The following is a 19,819-nucleotide window of genomic DNA, read 5'->3' as shown; positions in this document are numbered from 1 at the left end:
TGGTGGTGGCGGTGCCGGTGGTCGCGTGGGGGGAGCGCCTGTTCAGCCGAAGGGCGAGGGCTCGCTCGACAAGGACCGCATGGTCTGCGTGTTCGCGGCTTCGGTGCGCTGATACAGCAGTCCCGAGCCGCCGCACTGGCGGGAGAGGTTGTCGCAGTCCGACGCGAGCGCGGAGACCTGACTCGACCAGGTCTCCGCCAGATTGGTCAGCGCACTGCCCAGTCCGCCGTCCCAATTGCCGCTGCTGAAATCCCGAGAGGCCGAGCGGGACTCGTCCACCGGATGAGCGCCGGCGGTTCGCGTCTGCCCCGCCACTTCCTGCGCTCCGCTGCCCGCCCGGTTGAGCGCTGCTGGATCCTCGATTTCCGTTCCGGCCGACACGCCTTTTCCCCCATGTCTGTTTTGGGTGTCTTGAAGCGGAAGCTATCGCTTTGTGACACGGACACGCCAACTATGAGTGAGTATAGGTATTGCTCCCGTGACGCGCTCGCTTTTCGGGTTGCGTTCGCCTGCGTTCGGCGCGCGGTGTATGTGCTGTGTGTGGATGTGTGATGTGTGGATTCGCGACGTTTTCGCGCTTCATACCAAGACCACGAGCTGGGACGGACGCCACTCATGCTCGCCTCGGAAAGCGAGCAGGCCGACCCCGGCCGTATCGCCAGGGCTCAGCGCGCCTGCCTCGGGCGGATCCACTGACGGTCGACATGCCATCCGCCGTGACCCCGCAAATGCGGGTCAACGGTGCGCATGTGGTCGCCCCATCGAGCGAGACGCCTCCCGCCTCGCCGGATGTGCTCGTCCCCTTCCCTGTCGCGAGGTGCCACGAGGAGAGCGAGAGGTGGAACCCGGCGGATGCTGCGGTCGGCGCTCTTCGGGCCGGGCGCGAGAGTGATTGCGGATGCGGATGGGATGCGGTTACGGGCAGGTACACCGGGTCCGCTACGGCGGCCGAGGCGCCTCGCGCATCACCTCGCGTGGCTACCGTCTCAGCCCCGGACTGTGAGGCACGAGCGAACGGTGTGCGGAGCGGCGCATGTCCCATGACTTCTACGTAGACGCGCAAGAACTGACGAGGCTGGCGAGGGCTTTTGATACGCGGGCGTACGACCTGTCCAGTGCGGTCAGGAGCTTCCAGGGCAAGACGGGTGCGGAGCAGATCAGTGACGGTTTCGGGTTCTTGACGGAGTCCGAGGAGGTCACGTCGGCCTATATCGAATTGTCCGCTGAGATGGCCGACTCGCTGGGGAAGCTGGCCCGGCACCTCGACGAGGTCGGGCAGGCCCTCAGAGACAACGCGAGGAACTCGGAGGCGTCGGACGACGCTCTCGCCGACATGTTCAGGGGCGGGAAGAGTTGAGCGAAGAGGGTGTCGCGGAGAAGGTCTACGAGGCCGGCATCGAGATCGTGAATCCGGGCGGGCGTCCGGATGTGCTGCGTGCGGCGGCCAAGGGCTGGCGCACTGTGGGGGAGGAGCTGGAGGAGGCGTATTCCGCGCTCGACAAGAGGGTGCGGGGGACCCTGGACGAGCACTGGCGGGGTGAGGGCGCCGAAGCCTTCCGTGCGCACTGGAAGAAGGTCGGCGAAGCGGTCGAGGAGACCGTGCCGCTCTTCGGGGAGGCGGCGAAAGGGCTGGAGGAGGCGGCCGACAACATCGAGGAGATCAACGACGAGATCCACGTGATCTACGTCGAGATCGGGGTCTCGATCGGGGCGTCCGTCGCGCTCTCCTTCGTCACGCTCGGGTTCTCGGCGGCGGCCGGCGCCGCCAATGCGGTGCGGCTGGGGGCGCAGGCCGTCAGTGCTGCGTCGAGGCTGGGTCGGCTGCTCAGCATGGCTGCGCGTTTCTTCGGCAGCGTTCGTCTGTTCGTGAGGGACAGCAAGGCGCTGAGTCTGGGCGTGGAGCTGGGCGTTCAGTGGGCTGCTGGGACAGGCACCGGAGTCGCAACGAGCCTGGCCACGGATAAGAAACCCGATCTGCTCAACAACGTCATCAACGGTGCGACAGGCGCCTTCGGAGGGAAGTACGTGGCTGGACCACTGGCTCAGAGACTCGGTGGAGGCATGTCGGCGAACGTAGCGGGGGGCGCAACGGCGGGCGTTGCCTCATCGGTCGTCGGTGACACCATCAGCAATCTCCCGAAAGGGCGCCACTTCGATGCCTCGCAGATGGCGCTCGGAGCGATGGCGGGCGGCCTCACCGGCGGTTCCGGGAGTGCGGCCGTCCACCGGGCCACGGACGGACAGGCATTCTCCGCGGCTCACACGCTCGCAGGTGATATGGCCACCAATGCTCCTGTCAGCTTCGGGCTCGGCGCCGGTGGCAACGTCTCCAAGAACCTGGACGGGGCGGTCAACGGCGATCCCAACGCGGACAAGGAGGAGGACAGGCCCGGTGCGGCCGCTGAAGCTCGGAAGGATGCGAGTGAGGATGCCAAGGCCCTACGGGAACGACCCGACACCCACCGGTATGGAGCATTCGGGTGAGCAGTGAGCGGACGGTCGGCAAGGGAGGGGATGCCGTCGGCGATGTGATCGCAATCCGTTGCTTCCCGCACTGCGCGAGGTTCGTCACCGTGGCCGCCCCGCTCGCCCTCGTGGCACTGACTGCCTCGTGGCTCTTCTTGGGAGCGACACAAGTGCGTGCGGCTGTCCTGTGGTGCTCTTTGGCACTGCTTACTGGGTGCATGGTGGTCCTCGGGGGCGCGGTCCTCCTCGGGGGCGGCCGGTCCCGTCGCGAGACCTACCGCCAGTCGGTAAGGGCCGCCTCGGGTACCGCGGGGCGTGGTCAAGGCACGGTGCCGATGCGGCTGGGCGGTACGCGCTGGTTGTCGGCCCGCTATGCGGGCGTGCTGGTCGTGGTTCCGACGTTGTTGGCGCTCTGGGCGACGCTGGCCGCCGCCGACGCGCGGGGCACGGGCAGGAGCGCCGTACTGGCCGAGGCGGGGGCGGTGATCGAAGAGCGCTCCATCGTGAAGATCGACAATGAGGTGGTGCAGGGCAGCAGCCGCAAAGCCAGCGCCACGGCTGACTACACCGTCATGCTGCGCTCGCCAACCGGGAGGCACGAGGTGCCCGCGACGTTCGAGGCGTCGACTGATCGGCGCCAAGAGGCTGGCGGCGAGCTGTATGTGGCCTACGTTCCGGGCCAGCCGGAGTTGGGTGCCATCGGTGACGACCAGCGCGAGGACGTGGAGCGCCAACTCGCTGGACGCGCTGTGCAGTGGGGCGACGCGTGGGTGATCGGCGGATTCTGGCTCTTGGTGACTTCCTTCCTGACCGTCGGCATGTGGGGAGCCGAAAGCATCCGGCGCCCCGCGCGCACTGTCGGCCCCGACTGGAAGGCGGTACGTGTCACCGCCACCGGAGTTGGGACGCATACCGACGCGCCGCCGCCCGGCAGTCCTGAAGCGGCCGATGAGAAGAAGCGCCGGGAGAACACCCGAAAGTTGCAGTGCCTCATGCTGGACGGCCGCGGTCGAGAGATCCCCTTCCACTCCCAGATGGCCGCGGCACCGGCCGGGCACGCGCTGTCAGGCGCGCAGGGCTGGCTGCTCTGGCACCCTCAGCAGCGTCGCGGCCGTGACGTACTGGCCGAGCTGGTGGGTGACGACGGCTGGCAGCTGCCGGGTGCGGTCCCGGTGCAGGTGGCCGAGCAGGTCGCGGAGGCCGGGCTCACCGTTCCCGCGCATCCGGATGCGGAGCGGAAGGTACGGATGCTGGACCTGGGGGCGGGCTGGCTGGTGACGGCGTCCGTGCCGGTGGTCGTGGGGTGGCTGGTGGCGCTCGGCTGCCTGGCCGCTCTGTTGCTCGTGCCGGGTGAGGGTGGGTGGCGGCTGTGGACGGTCGCGGCCGGTCTGCTGACCCCCTTCATCGGCCACTTCATGCGGGCGATGGCGAGCATGGATGACGGCGACGACGGAGACCGGACGAGTTGAGGGGAGTCCGTGAGCGGGTCGCTCACCGGACCATCGGTCAGGGGGAGGGCCCGCTCGCTTGCTCCTGTGACAGAGCATCCCCCGGTCGGGAATCCAGGCACCTGTCCCCGCATCTCACAGGGGAGCTGCTTCGTCTCACCGATCCCAGAGCGCATCCAGCCGAAGCCGTACGGCATACGACCCCTCGGCACCTCCGATGACGAGCAGACCCTCGGGAGTGAGGGCCAGAGCGCGGCAGGCGTGCAGCAGGGGCAGGACCTGCATCCTGCCGGAGAACACATCCCACAGGTGGAGTTCGTTGTCGCTCCAGGCGACGGCGAGCACCGGACCGACGGGAGTGTCGGCGGCGGCGAGTGCGGTGACCAGGGAACGGCGCTGCTCGACGGGGACCGGCATCGGCTCTGCCGAGGTCTCCCACAGGCGTACCGAGCCGTCCAGCGCGGCACTGAAGGCGAGGGTCAGTTCGGCTGTGGGGACGTGGAGGCAGGCGGTGGCGATGACGGGCTGCTCGTGCACGCGGCAGGAGCGGGGGGTGTCCTGGTAGTCGCTCAGCGACCATACATGGAGGGTGCCTCCTTGGTCGCCGACGACCGCGTACGGGCTGTACGGGCCGCTGCCGAGCGCGGTGACCCGGGACTGGGAGTCCGCCTCGGTGAGGGCGTTCGAACCGTGGTGTTCCGCGATGTGCCCCAGCACGGTCGCGGACATGCCGTCCTCGTCCTCCGCCGTGAGCGGAAGCAGCGTCCCGGCCTCGTCCAGCAGCAGCATCGAGCGGGCGTCGCGCGGGGCGACGGAGACGGGCCGTACGAACGGTGAGGAGCTGATCGGTGCGGCCTGGGCGTTTGTCCCTGTCTCTGTGCGTGTGCCCGTGCCCGTGGCCGTGTCCACGTCGTACGTCCGGAGCCGCCCCGTCGTGTCGGCCACCAGCAGGTGGCGCTCATCGCCCGGTACGAGTGCCAGTGCGGCCACCGAGAGGTCCGGGCGAGCCCACGCCGCGGACCAGTGATGACGCTGGGCGAGGGGGCGCAGGTACTCGGTCAGGGTCGCGTCCGTGCCCACGGCGGCCGCGTGGAGTAGAGCGGCACGCTCGGCGGCGTCGGTGCGGAGCGCCGTCAGTTCGGGTGCGGCGAGCCGCCACACCCGGCGGAGTTGCCCGGGTACGGGAATGCGCTCGTCGGCCAGTACGGCGGTGACTGCGGTGGCCGGACCGTGCACCAGGAAGCCGGGGTCCGCCAGCAGGCTGCGCACGGCGGCTCCTCCGTCGTCGGCTCGCAGCGCCATGTCGAGGACGTGGCGGCGGACCGCGTCGGGCGCTTCGGACCAGTCCGGCCGGCCGTCGGGTGTGCGCGGTACTGCCGCGATGAGGTCTGTGAAGGCGGTCTTCCCGGAATGCTCTCTGGAATCGTCGCCGTCGGGGGACGACGTGCCCGAGCTGCCCAGGTGAATGCTCTCCGCGTCGCTCGTGAGCAACAGTCCCGATCCGCCGACCTCCACGGCAGCACGCAGGTGGGGGAGTGACAGCAACGGCTCCAGCAGTTCCGCGACCAACGTTGCCGGGGCCGCCGCCGGTAGGTCCGCGGGGCCGGCCCCGGACCGGTGCGCATCGGGTACGAACAGCAACAGCGGCCGCTCGTCCCGGCCGATCCGGTCCAGCAGACGTGCGGGGGACAGTGGACCGTAACCGAGCTGCCGCCCCAGCTCCCAGGCGAAGGTCTCCGCTGTCAGCCCCGCAGCCGGAACGGTGGCGTGGACGGTCGTACGCGGATGCCCGGCCGAACCGGCCAGGAACCAGGCGAGCAGTCGGCTCTTGCCGCTGCCTTCGGCTCCCCGGAGCAGGCACAGCCGGGGCCGGGCCCCGCTGTCATCGGCCACCCAGTCGAGCAACTGCCGTCCGAAGGTGCGCATCTCGGGGTCCAGTGGCGGCCAGGAGGTGATGTCCGGCACGGTGGCGTCGGCGGTTCCGGTCGTCATGGTCTGCTGCCCCCTCTTGGCTGTCCTGTCGCTCGTCGTCGCGGCGCCCTACTGCGGCGGCTGCTCCGCCGCCTCGCGCAGCTGCCGGATGCCCTCGGCGCGGGACTCGGCCGTTTCCCCGTAAGGGAAGTTGTGCGTCAGCTGCGCCTCGGGGAAGACCTGCCCGAGCCACATCGAGCAGTAGTGGCCCGGCATGAAGCAGGCCTCCAACTCGGTGTGGATCCGCAGTACCTGCTCCGGTTCGAGGCCCGCCGCCCGCAGCCGGGCCCAGAGCCGCTCCTCCGGGTGGATGCCGATGCCCCCGGCCTGCGTGACGATCTGCTTCTCGCCCCGGTCGTTCACGATCTCGAAGGCGGTGAACCACTCCGCGCTCGCGGTGTCCCTGATGTCGTCGAGCACCAGCGGCCACCAGTTCTCGCGCCCGTCGAAGGCCTGGGGGTCGATCGCGCGCAGCCGCTGCTCGAGTTCCGCGTACGCGGCGGAGGCCTCCTGCGGCCGGTCGGTGCCCAGGATGACGCCGAGGGCGTGGTCGAGCGCGGTGAGCGACTGGGCGAACGCCTCCGGGGTCGCGTTGACGAAGCGCAACGCCTCGTTCCAGTCGAGCAGTACGGCGCGTACAACGCCCTGGTGGTCGGCGCAGATCTCGAATCCGCGGTCCGAGCCGAGCCGGGCCCAGTCCCGGCAGTCGTCCTGTACGACCGTGCGCCCGACGGCATGCGCGAACTCCTCCAGCCGTACGGAGTCGGCGTCGGCCGTCGCGAAGTACGGTCCGACCTCCAGGGGGACGGCGATGCGCGCGAGGCGTCGCACACTCTCCGGTGTGTCGGACGAGGCGTTGGCCGCGGTCCTCCCGAAATGCCGGATACCGTCGTCGCCCATTGTCGCGCACCCCCGGGGAAAGGACTCCTGCTTGCCGAGACGCGAAACTACCACATGCCGCTGGCGATATCGGTGATCGCACCCTCCCAGGGGCCGGGGGTTGCGAAAGGGATTGGATCGAGCCGGGAGAGTTCCGCCTCGATTTCTTCCGAGATGCGTATCGACTCCTCGACCGGGAGCATGTGGATCGCGTCTTCCGGATCGTAATCCGGCCTGCGCTTCTGTAGCAGCCACATTCCATACACCATGGATGAAAGGTCGGTGTGCAGCGGTGTGACCACCCGTAGTTCGCTGACGTTGTACACCATTCCTGTTTTGCCGTCGAGCGCTATGTCGCTATGGATGGCCGTGCCGAGATGAATCCAGTGACTGAGGTCGGTCGGGGCCCCGTGGTACTGCGGGATATCGGCCGTGGGACCGTGTGAGAGCAGAGGTGTCAAGCCTTCGGTGAGGTCGTCTCTGATGTCGATCAGTATTCCTTCGGACTTCGGAACACCGATGTCCGCGAGAAATGTGCGGGATGCGGAGTGGGTGAGAATCGCACTTTGCCGGTCCAGTGGCGTACGGGAGATGTGCTGCGCGGAGAAGAGGTCCTCCAGGAGCTGGGCGGTCACCGGGGCGATCATGATGCGTTCCTAGCCGATGGATTCGTACACATTCGACAGGACAACATCCCACGTCGGCATACGGGGCGCGTCATCGTCCTCCCAGTCGAACTCGTCCGACCAGGCGGGCTCCACGCCCTCGAAGGGGACCGGGTCGGCCTGGATCATCCGCTCCCGCAGGGAAACCGCCACCCCCTCAGAGTCCGGGATCTCGTCCGACACCGTGAAGTCGTAGTGGGGACGTTCGAGTTCGAGCAGGTAGGTGAAGTAGACGAAGGAGTCGAGGCTCTGGTTCAGCGGGTGCGCCCGGTACTCACCGTCCGGCAGGCAGTACACCGTTCCGTGGACGGCGTCGAGGGCCACGACGTCGTAGAACATCTCCCCGATGATCAGCCAGCTCTCCCAGCCTTCTGGCATGCTCTTGTAGCGGGTGAAGTAATCCAGTTCCGAGCACGTTCGGAACCTGTTGGGGGTGTCGTTCCCCTCGAAAAGCCAGCCGTCGAGTTGCAGGAAAGAACTCCGGTCGTGCGGTAGGCCCACGCCGGTCAGGATCGTGCGGGCCGACTCGTGAAGTCGAGCGGGCAGCTTTCCGTCCTCCCAGGTCTCGAGCTTTTCCGGAGGGAAGACCGACTCCATCATCGCGCGGTCGACGAGCGGGGACACAATCCATCCTATCGTTGTATCGAATCCGTATCGAATTCATGTCTGCTTGCTGTGCGCTTGACCGCCGGCTTCGGGAGCTCACCGCCTGCGGTCGGTCCCTACGGCTTTCTCGGGTTGATTTTGTTGAGGTACCGCTCCATTTCCTCGTTGCCCTTCTGCTTCGACTCCGCGGTGTCGCCGTATTCGACGGTGTGTGACACGCGTACATCATCCGGTAGGTACTCCGATATCCAGGCGCTGCAGTTCTTGGCGCCCGGCCCGGTTGTGCATGGCTCGCGCTCGGTGTAGAGCTCGGTCATTCCATGCACGGTTCCGGCGTTGAGGAACGGTATCCCCAACTGACGTTCCGAGTGAGAAGCGGGCCACTTGCTGCGTCCGACGAGCACGAACTCGTCGTTGGCGCCGGGCTCGCCGTACCGGGCCGCGGCATAGTTACGGCTGGAGAACTTCCCGTTTCTTGTCTGCCCGTAGTCATCGTTGGCCTCGCGCGCCATCCGTGTCGCCAGCGACAGGTCGGTACTGCCGAAAGCGACCTGCTGTGAGGGCTTGCTCTTCCGGTCCGCCGGTTCGGGCAGCGGATACTTGCCTGCTCTCCTCTCACCGACGGTGTCATCCGCCTGTAGCCGGAGAGGGGCGAGGCGGGCCCGGTCCGCCGCGGTCAGGTCTTGATGCCCCGCAGCGGTGAGACGGGTGACCTTTCCGTGGTCATCCACATGGTAGACGTGCTTCTTGGCGATGTTCTGAAGCTCGGTCGTGGTCCTGTCGTCATTGTCCTTGTGATTCGCGGCCATCTTCTTCAGGCCGCTGGACATGTTGTCGTCGAGGTGCTTCGCGGCGGTTCTGGCGGCGTTCTCCATGCCGTTCAGCACGGTGTCGATGCCGGCGTTGGCGGCATCGGCGATCGCGTCCCTGCCCTTGGTCCGGCCGTGCGCCGACTTCGCCCGGGACAGCTTGCCGCCCGCCTTGTCCCGGACCTTGCCGCCGGCGTTCTTCAGTCCGGAGTCGGCCCGGTCGAAGGAATCGGGGTCAAGGCTGAACTGCCCGTTCCCCGCCTGGCCACCTCCACCTCCTCCGCCGCCACCGGCGCTGTTGAGGTTCATGGACGTCTTGGCGGCGTCGACACCCTGTGTGAAGCCGTCCCGACCGGCGTCGGCGGTGCGGCCGAGATCCACCCCGTCCTGGACCCCCAGGGCGTTACCGCCCAGCTGCACCACAAGGTCGCCGGTCATCGAGCCCAGGGCCTGGTAGACCGGCCCCATGGCCACGTTCACGATCTCCTCGGCGACCTGCTCGCAGACTTCCTTGAAAATCCTCTTCACGGCGATGCGGGTGGCCTGAGTGGCCGCCAGGCCGCCGAGGGTCGACAGGCCCAGCGTGACGGGGGACGCGGCGACGGCCGCCGCTATCTCGGCGGCGAGGATGCCCAGTTGCGCGATCGCCGCGAGCTTCGCACCTTCGATCAGCACGGCGACCCCGTCCAGTGCGGTGGCCGCCATCCGCCCCGCCTCGGCGAGGTTCTGCAGATGTGTGTCCTTGACCTTGCCCCAGTGCTTCTCGAGTGCCTGTATCGCCAGGCCTTCGTTCGACCCGATGAGATCGCTTATCGCCTTGTGCGCTTCCCCCGCGCCGTCGTCGACGTCATCGGCGAACTCGCGCATCGCCGTGGCCATCTCGCGGTAGTCGTCCTCGTCGACGTTCGGCCAGCTGACACCGATCAGGTCCAGGGCCTCGTCCAGATAGCCAGGCAGCGTGACACCCACAAGAACCCCCGTTCGAGAGTGACTTGGGGAAGGTAGCTACTGGGGGCACAGGGGAACAAGTGTCCTTCGAAGCGCTGTAGTCGAGCTGTGACGCAAGTGATGCGGTGCGGGTCCACCGGTGCCGTTTGCGGTGAAGCAGGTGAGCCAGGAGCCACCGAGCCGAGCCGAGCAGATTCGAGCCGAGCGGAACCGAGCGGGGCGGTACGGAGCAGGGCTGAGCAGCTGTCCCACATGGCCCCGACTCCTGAGTGTGGAGATGCCGTAGAGACCTGTGAAATGGATGGTCAAGCGCTCGCCAAGGGGTCGGAAGCCGGGACTTCACGGGCGGACCAGGGACGTACGATGGCCGCCGCTCCGCACCAGTTCACGTGCGAGGTCGAGGACGGAGTTCGGCCACGCCGTCGACAGCTCATCGAATCGGGGGAACATCCATGGGAAACATCGACATAGACACCGCGCGCGTGCGCGCCGCGGCCGACGACACCCAGTCCCTGTCCCGGGCAGTCATGAAGCGCCTCAGCCACTCCCTGGACACCAGCGACGACGTGTACGGCTCCCACTACGGCAACGGCTGGGAGAGCCCCGTCCAGCTCAAGGTCTGTGCCGAGAAGTGGGAGGAGCACATGGTCTCCCTCGCCAGGAGCATGGGTGAGCTCAGCGAGCAGCTGCGCAGCTCCGCCGACGGCTACGACAGCGCGGACGCCGAGGCGGAGTCGCGGCTGCGGGCCGGCCTCAACGACCTCGGGAGGGCCTGACCGTGGTCTCGTACGAGGGCATCAACAACGCCCACCCCAGGAAGTGGGCCACCGCCGCCGACGAATGGCACGCGCTGGCCAAGTACTCCCTGGACGCGGCCAAGGACCTGCGCGAGTACGGCGCCAAGCCGCTGAAGGACAACTGGACGGACGAGGTCGGCGCCACGGCGGCCGCCGAGTTCGAGCGGCTGGCCAACCAGATGGAGGCGGCGTACGACATCCTCCTCGCCGTCAACATGGTCGCCGACGGCATGACGACGACCATCGAGACCGCGCACAGCACCATGCGCGCCGCGGTGGACCTCGCCACCCGCTACGGCCTGGAGGTCGGCGTCGACGGCACGATCACCGGCCCGTCCCCGCGCAACCGCATGGAGGCCGAGGAGATGGGCCCGTACCGCGCACAGGTGCAGGACCTCATCGACCAGGCCGTGGAACAGGTCACCACCGCCGACAAGCTGGCCGCGACCGAGTTCGCCAAGCTGGCGAACCAGACGGGTGTCACCGACCCCACCAAGGCACTCAACGATCTCCAGACGCACGCCTCGCACGTCCAGATGCAGATGCTCGCCGGCGACATACCGGTGGGCGAGGACCCGACCACGGTCCGCCAGTGGTGGAACGGCCTGACCGCCGAGCAGCGCAAGGACATGATGCTGGCCCAGCCGGTCGCCCTCGCCGACCTGGACGGCATCCCGGCCGACGTACGGCAGGAACTGCGCGGCAACGGCAAGTACGACCGGGTGAAGCTGGTCGAGTACGCCCTCGCCAACTGGAACAAGGACGACCCGACCGACTTCGGCAACAACTGCACCAACTTCGTCTCCAACGCCCTGCTGCACGCGGGCATGAAGGAGAAGACCAGCTTCTGGGGCGGCACCACGGACGACGACTCCTGGATGATCGGCAACCGCACCGGCGTCGACTCGGTCGACAAGCGGCTCGCCTACTCCGACACATGGGCCGCGGCCGAGAACCACCAGAACTTCATGCTCGAGCACGGCGGCAGCGAGGTCCCCCGCTCCGAGGTGAAGCCGGGCGACATCATCTACTACGAGCAGTCCGGACCCAACGACTCGATCGAGAAGGGCAACACGCACCACGCGGCGATCGTCACCGCGGTGATGCCGGACGGCGAGATCAAGTACACCCAGCACAGCGACTCGTACCAGAACGTCAGCCTGGAGGGCCGGCTCCCCGCGACCGAGAAGCACGAGGGACAGCAGAACGTACGGATCGTGCGCCCGAACCCGGACTGGTACTGATGAGCACGCACCACACGCATTCCGCGCATCCAACGCCCGCCACCCCCGCCCCCGCCCCGACCTCATCCTGGCGCCGCTGGTCCCTGCTGGTGCCGGTCCTCGTGGCCGCCTCGGCGGCGCTGCTTGCGGCCCACTTCTCCTTCGAGGGCGACACCTTCCGGAACTGCCGGTACCTGGGCCCGTCCACCCGCATGTACGTCACCGCCTGGGCCGGCCCGGTGTGCGGCCTGGCGGCGCTGCTGCTCCTGTTCGCCCTGCGCCGCGGGGCGCGGCGGCGGGGGCAGCGGCCGGGGGCAGCGTGGCAGGGGCGCGTGGCCATGGCGGCCGTGTGCCTCGTCCCCGTACTGCTCCTCGCGCAGCTCGCGGCCCTTTACTGGGTGTACGAGCCGGACCCCGCCGGGGGACATGACTGCTCGGGCCTGACGCAGACGCAGCTCCATGACCGAGCTGCCGCACGTCACTGAACCGTCCTCCGGAAAGGAGCCCACCCGATGGGCTTTCTCGTAGTTGCTGTCGGTGTCGTCCTCCTCGGAGCCGTGATCGTCGGTGTCATCGTCTTCGCGGTGACACGCAACCGTCGCACCACCGGTAACGGCAATCCTGCCGTCGGCATGTACGCCCAGAACATGAACCACCCGCCCCAGCAGCCGGTGCTCCCGTACACGCAGCAGCCGTACTCCAACCCCACGCACAACCCGTACATGCAGCAGACGCCGTACCAGGGGCAGTAAGCGATCACGGCGCGTCGGCGCGGCCATGCCCGTGCCCGGTGTCGCCTCTGTCAGGAACTCGGTCGTCGGCTTCGCCGGCGGCGTCGGTGGTCGGCGGGAAGGTGGCGCACACCAGGTAGCCGATGTCGAACTCGTAGACGTGCAGGGAACGTCAGTCCCGTCGGACAGCCTGGGCCGGGAGTAGCGGCTGCGGACGATGGCGAGGGCTTCCTCGGCGGTGCCGGGGGGAGCCGGGGTCTCTGGAGCCCTGGAGTGGGTCTCCTTGGCGGACCGACGGGGTTCGACGGCGAAGGCGCCGCCGAACCCTGTCGGTCCCCGCCACGAGTGGACCTGCGCGAACCCTCCAGCCTGCCGGGCACGCGAACGATCGAGGCTAATCGGTGGTGGGGAGAGCGACCAGGGAGTACGCCTTTTCGCCGTCGAAGGTGATGGGCGCGCCCAGCGCGGACACATAGATCCGGTCGTCGTGCCAGTAAGGCCTGGCATACGTGGTCATGCCCTTGTCGACGTCCTTCGGATACTCGACGATCGTTGTGATCGAGCCGTCCTGGGCTCCCATCTCGACCAGCGCGGGCCCCTTGTCGTTGTCGTTGTTGGTCATGAAGGCCAGGATGCGATCGCCGCCGGCCGCGGGCAGGGGATAGAAGTCCCTGTACTCGACCGCTTCCGTCTTCCACAGCTGCTTGCCGCTGTCGAGGTCGTACGCGGCCATGAGGCTGCCCTCGCTCTTCCCGGACGCATTGATGACGAAGGTGTTCCCGAAAACTCCGGCCTCCGACCAGGGGCCGCCTTCCGAGTCGTCGGTCCGGACGTAGTCGGCCGGTTTGCCGGGATCGAACTCGCTGCGCACCTTCCCCGTCTTCTCGTCGATGACGAAGAGGGCTTCCCCGTCGTCCCCGTCCCGGAGGAGGACGATGGGAGAGGTGGAGACGACGCCGTCGTTGGACAGCTCGCCGAAGCTGTCTTCGGGGAGGTCGTGGTGGTACGTCCAGCGGGGCTTCCCGGTGGCCGGGTCGATCAGGGAGACCTCGTCCCACTCCTTGCCGAAGTCCGGGCCGGAGGCGTCCATGATGGTGCAGCCACGAACCCTGATCAGGTTCTTGCCGCCGGTGAACCGGCCAGGGCCGCAGTCCTCCGTCGCGAACCGCTCCGGGTCCCAGGCCGCGGTGCCGTCCGACGCCTTGAGCGCCAGCGTCGTCTTCCCGGCGCTGACGACGACCACGTCCCCGACGCGGGCGACCGACACGTCGCGGGCCGACGTGGTGTCACCGGGTTTCAGGTCCTTGTGCCACAGTTCCTTGCCGCTGCCGAGGTCGTACGCCGCGATGTGGTCGCAGGCCTCGCCCTCGCCGTACGCGACGACACCGATGTCGCCCGACGAGTCCTCGGGGGCGACACACGCCTGGTTGGCGTCGCCGGGGAGCGCCGTGGCCCACAGCTGCTCACCGGTGTCGAGCGCGTACGCCTTGACCCCGTCATACAGGGTGTGAACAACCGCCTCGTCGGTGAACCAGGTGCCGCGCGTCTCCTCCCGCACATTGATCACGGCTTCCTGCCGGGTGTCGTACTCGGAGAAAGGCACGCTCCACAGCACGTTGTTGCCGACCGAGCCGATGAACATGTACCAAGCCCCGAAGCCGGTGCCACCCAGGACGAGCAGGGCCATGACGAGCAGCACGATCATCCCGGTCCGCTTCTTGCGCGGGGCCCCCTGCTGCGGCGGACCGACGGGATAGCCCGGTCCACCGGGCGCGTAACCCTGCGGAGGCTGCTGGGGGAACCCGTATCCCTGCTGCGGGGCTTGCTGGGGGAACCCGTACCCCTGCGGTGGTGGAGCCTGCTGGGGGTAGCCGTACGTCTGCGGTGGCACTGTCTGCGGGGCTTGTTGCGGCGAGCCGTACCCGTACTGCTGGGGCGGGGGGCCTTGCTGCGGCGCGGGCGGTTGGGGCGGCGCCTGAGGCGTCGGCGGGGTCTGCGGCGGTGCCGGGGGCTGCTGCGGCGGTACCGCAGGCTGCTGCGGGTAGCCGTATCCCGGCGGAGGCCCGGGCGGTGGTTGCTGGCCGGGCACCCTGCCGGCCCCCTGCATGTCGTTCGATGCCATCAGCTGTGACTCCTTACGTACGCGGCCCACGCGGCCTCGAACTCGCTCTCCCCCATGCCGACGGCCTGCTGCAGCTGCTGGTCGAGCTGATCGGGTTTCCGGTAGTGGTCCGTGACGAACTGCAGCGCCGCGTCATCGCCGCTCTTCTCGGCGATGAAACGGAAGGCCATGTAGCCGAGCGTGTAGCCCGAGCTGGCACCGATTCCGTCCGAACCCCAGTTGGGCAGCTTCCCGTCGAACTTGCCGGAGACGTTCCTCTGGATCCGCCACCCGGCGAGCTCCGTGTCGAAGCGCAGCGCGACCCACTCGGCGAAGCCCTCCCCGACCCACGTGCGCACCATCCCCTCGGCGCCGAACCCGCTGGACGCGGCCTCCAGAGGCTGGACGATGGCATGCGCGAACTCGTGGTGGGAGATCTCCTCGACACCCAGCTCCCAGCGCGTCGCGGCCGTGAAGCGCGACTGCGAGCTGTCCATCTTGATACGGGCGCCGCCGTACTCCAGATCGTCCTCGTCACCGCCGAAACCGGCGTCGAAGGTCGGCATCGCCACGCTCTGTCCGGCCTCCCAGTCGACGGAACCGGCGCCGTACAACGAGGTGTAGCGCTCGCGGTCGGGTTCGAGGACGGTCAGGAATCCCGTGGGCGTCTCGGTTGCAGAGGGACCGCTCGACTCCCACAGCTCGATGTCGTCCTTCGCCGCCTTCTCGACGTACGGCGCGAAGCGGTCCGTGTCCGCCGCGTGCTTCTTGTCGGAGATCGTGATCGTGTGGTCCTGGCGTACGACGTGCATGTCGTCGTAGAGGTCCCAGGGGGCCGGGTAGTACACGTACGTCTCGGAGCCGTAGGCGCCGGGGGAGGGGCCCACCTTGGTGATCACGGGCTCGGCGTTCTCCGACTCGCGCTTGACGACCCACCGGTACCACTCGGACACCGGCCGGACGTCCACGTCCTCGATCATGTGGACGAAGGCGACGTCGACGGCGACCGTCGCCCCGTCGCCGTACTCGGCGTCGCCGGAGCCGGTTTGGTTGAGGACGGAGTACTCGGCCTGCGCGAACGGTATCTTGCGCAGGTTGTTGAAGAGCTTCTTCTGCGTCTCCTTGGCCTTGCCGGTGAACGGGGCGAGGTAGGCGTCCTCGTCACCGCTCTGCAGTGCCTCGCTGCGGCCCTTGAGCAGTTCCGCGATGACCTCCGGTCCGATCACTTCCTTGCCCTGGGCGCCACCGCCCGCGGTGGGCAGCGAGCCGCCGCCGACGGCCTTGACCATGGCGAGCCCGCCGACCCCCAGGACGGCCAGCACGGCGAGGACGACGACGCCGATGACGACCTTCTTCAGGCCGTTGCCCTGATCGCCACCGCCACCGCTACCGCCGGCACCGCTGCCGTTTCCACCGGGGTACGGCTGCTGCGGGTACGGCATGCCGGGCGCCCCGGGCCATCCCTGGACCGAGCCGGGCGGAGGCGGCGGGGAACCGAACTGTCCCGGTACGTGCCCTGGTGCGCCTTGCGGCTGGTACGGCGACGGTGCACCGCCCTGCTGCGGCGCCCAGCCACCCTGGCCCTGCGGATACGCGCCGCCCGGCCCCGCCGGCGGCGGAGGGTACGACATGAACTCCCTCTCCCCTGAGTCGCGATGGTGCGCGGGACCGAGCAGTGCCCGCACAGGCAACGGAGAGGTCGTGGCGCCAGAAGCGCACGAGAAGTGGAGCGTTCCGCGACCGCTCGGCCCCTCGGCCGAGACCGGCAGGCCGGCGGGCCGGCAGACCGATCGGCCAGTCGCGGATGGTGCGTGATGCAGTCGACGCAACCCACCGCCTGCGGATGTCCTGGCAGTGCGTGATCGAACTCAGCGTGTTCGCACGGGTGGCGATTCGCCACTCATGCCTCAGCCTCCCCGTTAGTGCTCATGACACCCTACAAGCAGTGCTTCAGGCACCGACCGGCACTGTTTCTTCCGTGACCTCTCGTACATCAGGAGAGGGGCATGGACGGCGGTTCGCGGATGTCTTCCCGCTGTTCGTACAGTGATTCAGTCGTCACACAATCTCCAGAAGCCGCGGATAGTCTGTTGCTTCACCGGCGCCACGGGGGTTGCGGGAGTGCCCGTTGTGTTCCTCCGTGCTCCATTTGATCGCTTCGTCGTACGTATTCACGCAAGGGGGCCCCGATGAGCGGGGAATTCAAAGTCGATCTCGACCACCTGAAGTCGTTCGGTGACACGTTGAAGCGATCGGTCGAGCAACTGGAGGGAGCGCGCAAAGCGCTCGCGCATGTACGTTCCGACCAGATCGGGACGAAGCGGCTGGACGAAGCCTGTGACACGTTCCAGAACAAGTGGGAGCACGGGACCGAGGAGCTGAAGGAACTGATCAAGGCGGTCGGCGAGGGCGTGGAGACCACCATGCTGAGCTACAAGAAGTTCGAGGAGGAGCTTTCGAAAGCCCTCGCGCAGATGGGTGACACCGCGTCCGCGAACGCGGGGGGTGCGCGCTGATGGCTGCCAACCCGTATCCGCACCTGCCATGGAACCCGGTTCCCGGCGTACCGGACGAAGTGTCGTCGCTGCAGCAGAAGGTGAAGTCCGCGGCGAACACGCTGGACGACTGCCATCGCCAGATCGAGCGACTGCTCGCTGCCAGTTCGTCCTGGCAGGGGGACGCGGCGAGTGCTTTCCGGGACTCTCTCGACGGCGACCTCAAGGAGTACATGAGGAACGCCGGGCGGTCCCTGGGGAAGGCCGCGAGCTGGCTGGGTACATGGGAAGGCGACCTCACGTCGCACCGTGAACTGGCGAAGAAGTACGACGACGCGGCACGTGAGGCGAAGGCGGATGTCGGCAAGGCCCAGCAGCGCTACGACGAGGCGGGCAAGCACCCGGACCTCAAGCTCGGCGGGAAGGAATATCCCAGCCAGGCGGAAGCCGACGCCGCGACGGCGCGCCTGCGCTCCGCCGAGAGCGCGCTGAAGGAAGCCACGACGCAGCTCAACAACGCCACCACCGCGTACAACGACGTCATCAAGAAGGCGAAAGCTCTGGAGGAGGAGCACACCCAGCGGGCCGAGTTCATCGCCGGCAAGCTCGACGAGGCCGATGACAAGCTGGCTCCGAAGGAGCCCGGGTGGCTGAGCAAGACCGTCGAGGCCATCGGCGATGTCCTCGCGAAGGCCGGCGAGCTGATCATGGAGCACGCCGGAACCATCGGGGCGATCGCCGGTCTGCTGGCGCTTCTGCCGACGCCGTTCGCGCCGGCCTTTGCGGCGGTTGCTGTGGGCGCGAGCGCGCTCGCCATGACCAAGAACCTCTCGAGCGAGGACTTCAGGGATGCCCTGACGGGTGAGTACGGATGGAAGGAAGGACTGTTCGCAGGGGGAGCCATGCTCGGTGACACTCTGGGCATGGTGCCTGGGGTCGGCGCCCTGGCCAAAGCGGGAGGCGAGCTGGGGCTTGCGGCGGGGCTTGCCCGAGAAGGCGGAGAAGTCATGTCGATGGGGGAGAAGTTCGCCAAGTTCGGCAGCGAGATCGTGCCGGCCTTCCGGTTCAGGGCGGTGGAAGCTGCGACGGATCCCAGGGTCGGAACGCTCCAGTACTCCATCCAAGGAGTCAACGTGATCGGAAACTTGGCATCGTCGGCGGAGAGCGCCGGCATCTTTCCCAAGAATGGCCCCGGGCATGACGCCGCTGAGGTGACGAAGATCGGCGCTGCGTCGACCGGGCTGGTGGACGGGATCAAACTCATCACGGAAGACCTGGGCGACCTGATGGCGGGTATCCGACTGTGAACGGCTTCCTGGACATCGCGGCACCAGAGCCCAAACCGGAGTTCTGGTACGGGCTTCCGCACGGATATCTGAAGGTGGACCTCCAACCGTCGGCTGAGCGACTTCAGGAGATGGCACGGCAGATCAGTGAACTGTCCGAAGCACTCCGCGACCGAGCCGATCAGGTGTTCCGCCTGTACGCCATCGTCGTGACCATGCTGCAGAAGTACCAGGTGCAGGGTTGCGCACTTGGCATGCATCCGAACGACAACGGAAGCTCTTCGCTGTCGGTCCTTACGGTCTCCACACTTGCGATAGCGGAGGGGAATCCCAAGGCCGCTCTCACCCAGCTGCTGGCGGGCGCCGGGACCGGGCCTGACAACGGCATTGTGCCGGTGAGACTCCCCATTGGGACGGGCTTCTTGTTCACGTCGGAACGGCACACGGTGGCGCCGACTGCTCCGCCCGAGGGTCAGGAGGGCCCCTCGGAGGGAACGGTCTGGCAGGGCACAGTGGTCATTCCGGACACGCGCTCCTCATCGGTCATCACTGTGCAGTTGGTGACCCCGTCGGTGGATCTTGCTGACGATTACCGCGCAATTCTGCTGGGCGTCGCCCGCACAGTGACTTTCGAAGATCCTGCGGCGCCCGCCGAACGACACGGCGGAACCGGGCCGTTCGCAGCGCCCGGCTCAGGACCGAAGGAAAGGAGTCCTTTCGGATGAACTCGGGCGAGCACAGGGAAAACGCTATGTCGGGTGGTGCTCCGGCTCCCTATGCGACGGATGGCACAGATTTCAGGGGCGTGCTGAAGTATCACTACGGGATCGCATTGAAGCGATTCGCGAAAATTGGTCTTCCCTGTGCGGTCATGGTCGTGCAGATGTACCTGTGGCCGATGGACTACCGCGGATACCTGCTGCCGGTTGCCGTCGTGGGATTCATCGGATTGGTGTTCAGTTCAGTTCTCTTCTACGCGCGCACATCCATGATCTGGAGGTGCTCGCGGATCTTCCGTACGTACCCGCTCGCATATCGTGGATCGTTGGAGAAGGTGAAACACGAGAGCCGGAGGCTGCACCTGCGCTTCGGGAAGCAGACCGGTCATGCAGTGACGATGCTCGCTAAGGATCCCCTCCAGCGTGCAGGGTGGCTCAATCATGTCGTCGACGGTGTGTGGTTTGCCGGTGATGATCCCTTCGGTGGTGCGGCCATCGTGCCGGGCACGGGTGAGCTGCTCTTCATGCAGCCCAGCGAATGGAATCTGTCAGCTGCGGAGCGAGACAGCGCTGGGGAGGTTCGCATCAAGCAGGCCAAGCGCGCCGGCATCAAGCGACCTGTCGGTTAGTAGCGGTTCGAGGGCACCGGGCCGCCGAGGAGCAGGCTGACCAGTC

Annotated in this window: 19 protein-coding genes; 11 read left to right on the top strand and 8 right to left on the bottom strand. The window is 67.5% G+C overall.

Annotated elements, in window-relative coordinates; all coding sequences use genetic code 11:
• Positions 1 to 42: 42 nt before the first annotated feature.
• Positions 43 to 381 (bottom strand): type VII secretion target, encoded by a 339-nt coding sequence (locus IE242_RS34200; RefSeq protein ID WP_189866437.1) that lies wholly within the window; start codon positions 379 to 381, stop codon positions 43 to 45.
• 652 nt (positions 382 to 1,033) lie between these two features.
• Between IE242_RS34200 and IE242_RS34195 the strand changes: the two genes are divergently transcribed.
• The 3 genes from IE242_RS34195 to IE242_RS34185 all read left to right on the top strand — a co-directional run bounded on the left by IE242_RS34195 (position 1,034) and on the right by IE242_RS34185 (position 3,935).
• Positions 1,034 to 1,357: a type VII secretion target gene (locus IE242_RS34195; protein ID WP_189866435.1), complete on the top strand. Its 324-nt coding sequence runs from the start codon at positions 1,034 to 1,036 to the stop codon at positions 1,355 to 1,357.
• On the top strand, positions 1,354 to 2,484 hold the full coding sequence (locus IE242_RS34190; RefSeq protein ID WP_189866433.1) for a WXG100 family type VII secretion target: 1,131 nt from the start codon (positions 1,354 to 1,356) through the stop codon (positions 2,482 to 2,484). Before IE242_RS34195 ends, IE242_RS34190 begins: the two co-directional genes overlap by 4 nt.
• A gap of 317 nt (positions 2,485 to 2,801) precedes the next feature.
• On the top strand, positions 2,802 to 3,935 hold the full coding sequence (locus tag IE242_RS34185) for a hypothetical protein (RefSeq protein WP_229859820.1): 1,134 nt from the start codon (positions 2,802 to 2,804) through the stop codon (positions 3,933 to 3,935).
• 135 nt (positions 3,936 to 4,070) lie between these two features.
• Here IE242_RS34185 and IE242_RS34180 read toward each other — a convergent pair whose 3' ends face one another.
• From IE242_RS34180 to IE242_RS34160, 5 genes are all read right to left on the bottom strand, one after another.
• Positions 4,071 to 5,906: a hypothetical protein gene (locus IE242_RS34180; protein WP_189866432.1), complete on the bottom strand. Its 1,836-nt coding sequence runs from the start codon at positions 5,904 to 5,906 to the stop codon at positions 4,071 to 4,073.
• 48 nt (positions 5,907 to 5,954) lie between these two features.
• The gene (locus tag IE242_RS34175) at positions 5,955 to 6,785 is read right to left on the bottom strand and encodes a nucleic acid/nucleotide deaminase domain-containing protein (protein ID WP_189866429.1); all 831 of its coding nucleotides are present in this window, start codon (positions 6,783 to 6,785) and stop codon (positions 5,955 to 5,957) included.
• A gap of 47 nt (positions 6,786 to 6,832) precedes the next feature.
• The gene (locus IE242_RS34170) at positions 6,833 to 7,411 is read right to left on the bottom strand and encodes an SUKH-4 family immunity protein (protein WP_189866427.1); all 579 of its coding nucleotides are present in this window, start codon (positions 7,409 to 7,411) and stop codon (positions 6,833 to 6,835) included.
• Between the two features lie 9 nt (positions 7,412 to 7,420).
• On the bottom strand, positions 7,421 to 8,053 hold the full coding sequence (locus tag IE242_RS34165) for an SUKH-4 family immunity protein (RefSeq protein WP_189866425.1): 633 nt from the start codon (positions 8,051 to 8,053) through the stop codon (positions 7,421 to 7,423).
• Between the two features lie 98 nt (positions 8,054 to 8,151).
• Positions 8,152 to 9,813: a nucleic acid/nucleotide deaminase domain-containing protein gene (locus IE242_RS34160; protein WP_189866423.1), complete on the bottom strand. Its 1,662-nt coding sequence runs from the start codon at positions 9,811 to 9,813 to the stop codon at positions 8,152 to 8,154.
• A 431-nt stretch (positions 9,814 to 10,244) separates the two neighbouring features.
• On the opposite strand from IE242_RS34160, the gene IE242_RS34155 reads away from it, so the two are divergent.
• Genes IE242_RS34155 through IE242_RS34140 form a run of 4 tightly spaced genes read left to right on the top strand, consistent with a single transcriptional unit; the run spans position 10,245 to position 12,564 of the window.
• Positions 10,245 to 10,568 carry a type VII secretion target gene (locus IE242_RS34155; RefSeq protein ID WP_189866421.1) on the top strand — a complete coding sequence of 108 codons (324 nt, stop codon included), beginning with the start codon at positions 10,245 to 10,247 and terminating at the stop codon, positions 10,566 to 10,568.
• Between the two features lie 2 nt (positions 10,569 to 10,570).
• The gene (locus IE242_RS34150; RefSeq protein WP_189866419.1) at positions 10,571 to 11,833 is read left to right on the top strand and encodes an amidase domain-containing protein; all 1,263 of its coding nucleotides are present in this window, start codon (positions 10,571 to 10,573) and stop codon (positions 11,831 to 11,833) included.
• Positions 11,833 to 12,297 carry a hypothetical protein gene (locus IE242_RS34145; protein ID WP_189866417.1) on the top strand — a complete coding sequence of 155 codons (465 nt, stop codon included), beginning with the start codon at positions 11,833 to 11,835 and terminating at the stop codon, positions 12,295 to 12,297. Before IE242_RS34150 ends, IE242_RS34145 begins: the two co-directional genes overlap by 1 nt.
• 27 nt (positions 12,298 to 12,324) lie before the next feature.
• Positions 12,325 to 12,564 carry a hypothetical protein gene (locus IE242_RS34140; protein ID WP_189866415.1) on the top strand — a complete coding sequence of 80 codons (240 nt, stop codon included), beginning with the start codon at positions 12,325 to 12,327 and terminating at the stop codon, positions 12,562 to 12,564.
• 373 nt (positions 12,565 to 12,937) lie between these two features.
• Here IE242_RS34140 and IE242_RS34135 read toward each other — a convergent pair whose 3' ends face one another.
• Both IE242_RS34135 and IE242_RS34130 read right to left on the bottom strand, forming a co-directional pair.
• Positions 12,938 to 14,665 carry an outer membrane protein assembly factor BamB family protein gene (locus IE242_RS34135; protein WP_189866413.1) on the bottom strand — a complete coding sequence of 576 codons (1,728 nt, stop codon included), beginning with the start codon at positions 14,663 to 14,665 and terminating at the stop codon, positions 12,938 to 12,940.
• Positions 14,665 to 16,086, bottom strand: coding sequence for a hypothetical protein (locus IE242_RS34130; RefSeq protein WP_189866411.1), 1,422 nt, complete (start codon positions 16,084 to 16,086; stop codon positions 14,665 to 14,667). The genes IE242_RS34135 and IE242_RS34130 overlap by 1 nt, the downstream gene beginning before the upstream one ends.
• 747 nt (positions 16,087 to 16,833) lie before the next feature.
• On the opposite strand from IE242_RS34130, the gene IE242_RS34125 reads away from it, so the two are divergent.
• Genes IE242_RS34125 through IE242_RS34110 form a run of 4 tightly spaced genes read left to right on the top strand, consistent with a single transcriptional unit; the run spans position 16,834 to position 19,773 of the window.
• Positions 16,834 to 17,160 carry a DUF6317 family protein gene (locus IE242_RS34125; RefSeq protein WP_189866409.1) on the top strand — a complete coding sequence of 109 codons (327 nt, stop codon included), beginning with the start codon at positions 16,834 to 16,836 and terminating at the stop codon, positions 17,158 to 17,160.
• Positions 17,160 to 18,446 carry a WXG100 family type VII secretion target gene (locus tag IE242_RS34120; RefSeq protein WP_189866407.1) on the top strand — a complete coding sequence of 429 codons (1,287 nt, stop codon included), beginning with the start codon at positions 17,160 to 17,162 and terminating at the stop codon, positions 18,444 to 18,446. The genes IE242_RS34125 and IE242_RS34120 overlap by 1 nt, the downstream gene beginning before the upstream one ends.
• Positions 18,443 to 19,150, top strand: coding sequence for a hypothetical protein (locus tag IE242_RS34115; protein ID WP_189866405.1), 708 nt, complete (start codon positions 18,443 to 18,445; stop codon positions 19,148 to 19,150). Before IE242_RS34120 ends, IE242_RS34115 begins: the two co-directional genes overlap by 4 nt.
• The gene (locus tag IE242_RS34110; RefSeq protein WP_189866403.1) at positions 19,147 to 19,773 is read left to right on the top strand and encodes a hypothetical protein; all 627 of its coding nucleotides are present in this window, start codon (positions 19,147 to 19,149) and stop codon (positions 19,771 to 19,773) included. Before IE242_RS34115 ends, IE242_RS34110 begins: the two co-directional genes overlap by 4 nt.
• Positions 19,774 to 19,819 lie beyond the last annotated feature (46 nt).

This window comes from Streptomyces poonensis (assembly GCF_014650915.1).
Classification (GTDB): domain Bacteria; phylum Actinomycetota; class Actinomycetes; order Streptomycetales; family Streptomycetaceae; genus Streptomyces; species Streptomyces poonensis.
The sequence above is the reverse complement of the archived record's forward strand: the minus strand, read 5'-3'. Positions and strand labels throughout refer to the sequence as shown.

Excerpts from the sequence above, each read along its gene's own strand:
- IE242_RS34195 (WP_189866435.1), top strand. The coding sequence starts at position 1,034 with ATGTCCCATGACTTCTACGTAGACGCGCAAGAACTGACGAGGCTGGCG.
- IE242_RS34185 (WP_229859820.1), top strand. The coding sequence starts at position 2,802 with ATGCGGCTGGGCGGTACGCGCTGGTTGTCGGCCCGCTATGCGGGCGTG.
- IE242_RS34180 (WP_189866432.1), bottom strand. The coding sequence starts at position 5,906 with ATGACGACCGGAACCGCCGACGCCACCGTGCCGGACATCACCTCCTGG.
- IE242_RS34175 (WP_189866429.1), bottom strand. The coding sequence starts at position 6,785 with ATGGGCGACGACGGTATCCGGCATTTCGGGAGGACCGCGGCCAACGCC.
- IE242_RS34170 (WP_189866427.1), bottom strand. The coding sequence starts at position 7,411 with ATGATCGCCCCGGTGACCGCCCAGCTCCTGGAGGACCTCTTCTCCGCG.
- IE242_RS34155 (WP_189866421.1), top strand. The coding sequence starts at position 10,245 with ATGGGAAACATCGACATAGACACCGCGCGCGTGCGCGCCGCGGCCGAC.
- IE242_RS34145 (WP_189866417.1), top strand. The coding sequence starts at position 11,833 with ATGAGCACGCACCACACGCATTCCGCGCATCCAACGCCCGCCACCCCC.
- IE242_RS34140 (WP_189866415.1), top strand. The coding sequence starts at position 12,325 with ATGGGCTTTCTCGTAGTTGCTGTCGGTGTCGTCCTCCTCGGAGCCGTG.
- IE242_RS34135 (WP_189866413.1), bottom strand. The coding sequence starts at position 14,665 with ATGGCATCGAACGACATGCAGGGGGCCGGCAGGGTGCCCGGCCAGCAA.
- IE242_RS34130 (WP_189866411.1), bottom strand. The coding sequence starts at position 16,086 with ATGCCGTACCCGCAGCAGCCGTACCCCGGTGGAAACGGCAGCGGTGCC.
- IE242_RS34125 (WP_189866409.1), top strand. The coding sequence starts at position 16,834 with ATGAGCGGGGAATTCAAAGTCGATCTCGACCACCTGAAGTCGTTCGGT.
- IE242_RS34120 (WP_189866407.1), top strand. The coding sequence starts at position 17,160 with ATGGCTGCCAACCCGTATCCGCACCTGCCATGGAACCCGGTTCCCGGC.
- IE242_RS34110 (WP_189866403.1), top strand. The coding sequence starts at position 19,147 with ATGAACTCGGGCGAGCACAGGGAAAACGCTATGTCGGGTGGTGCTCCG.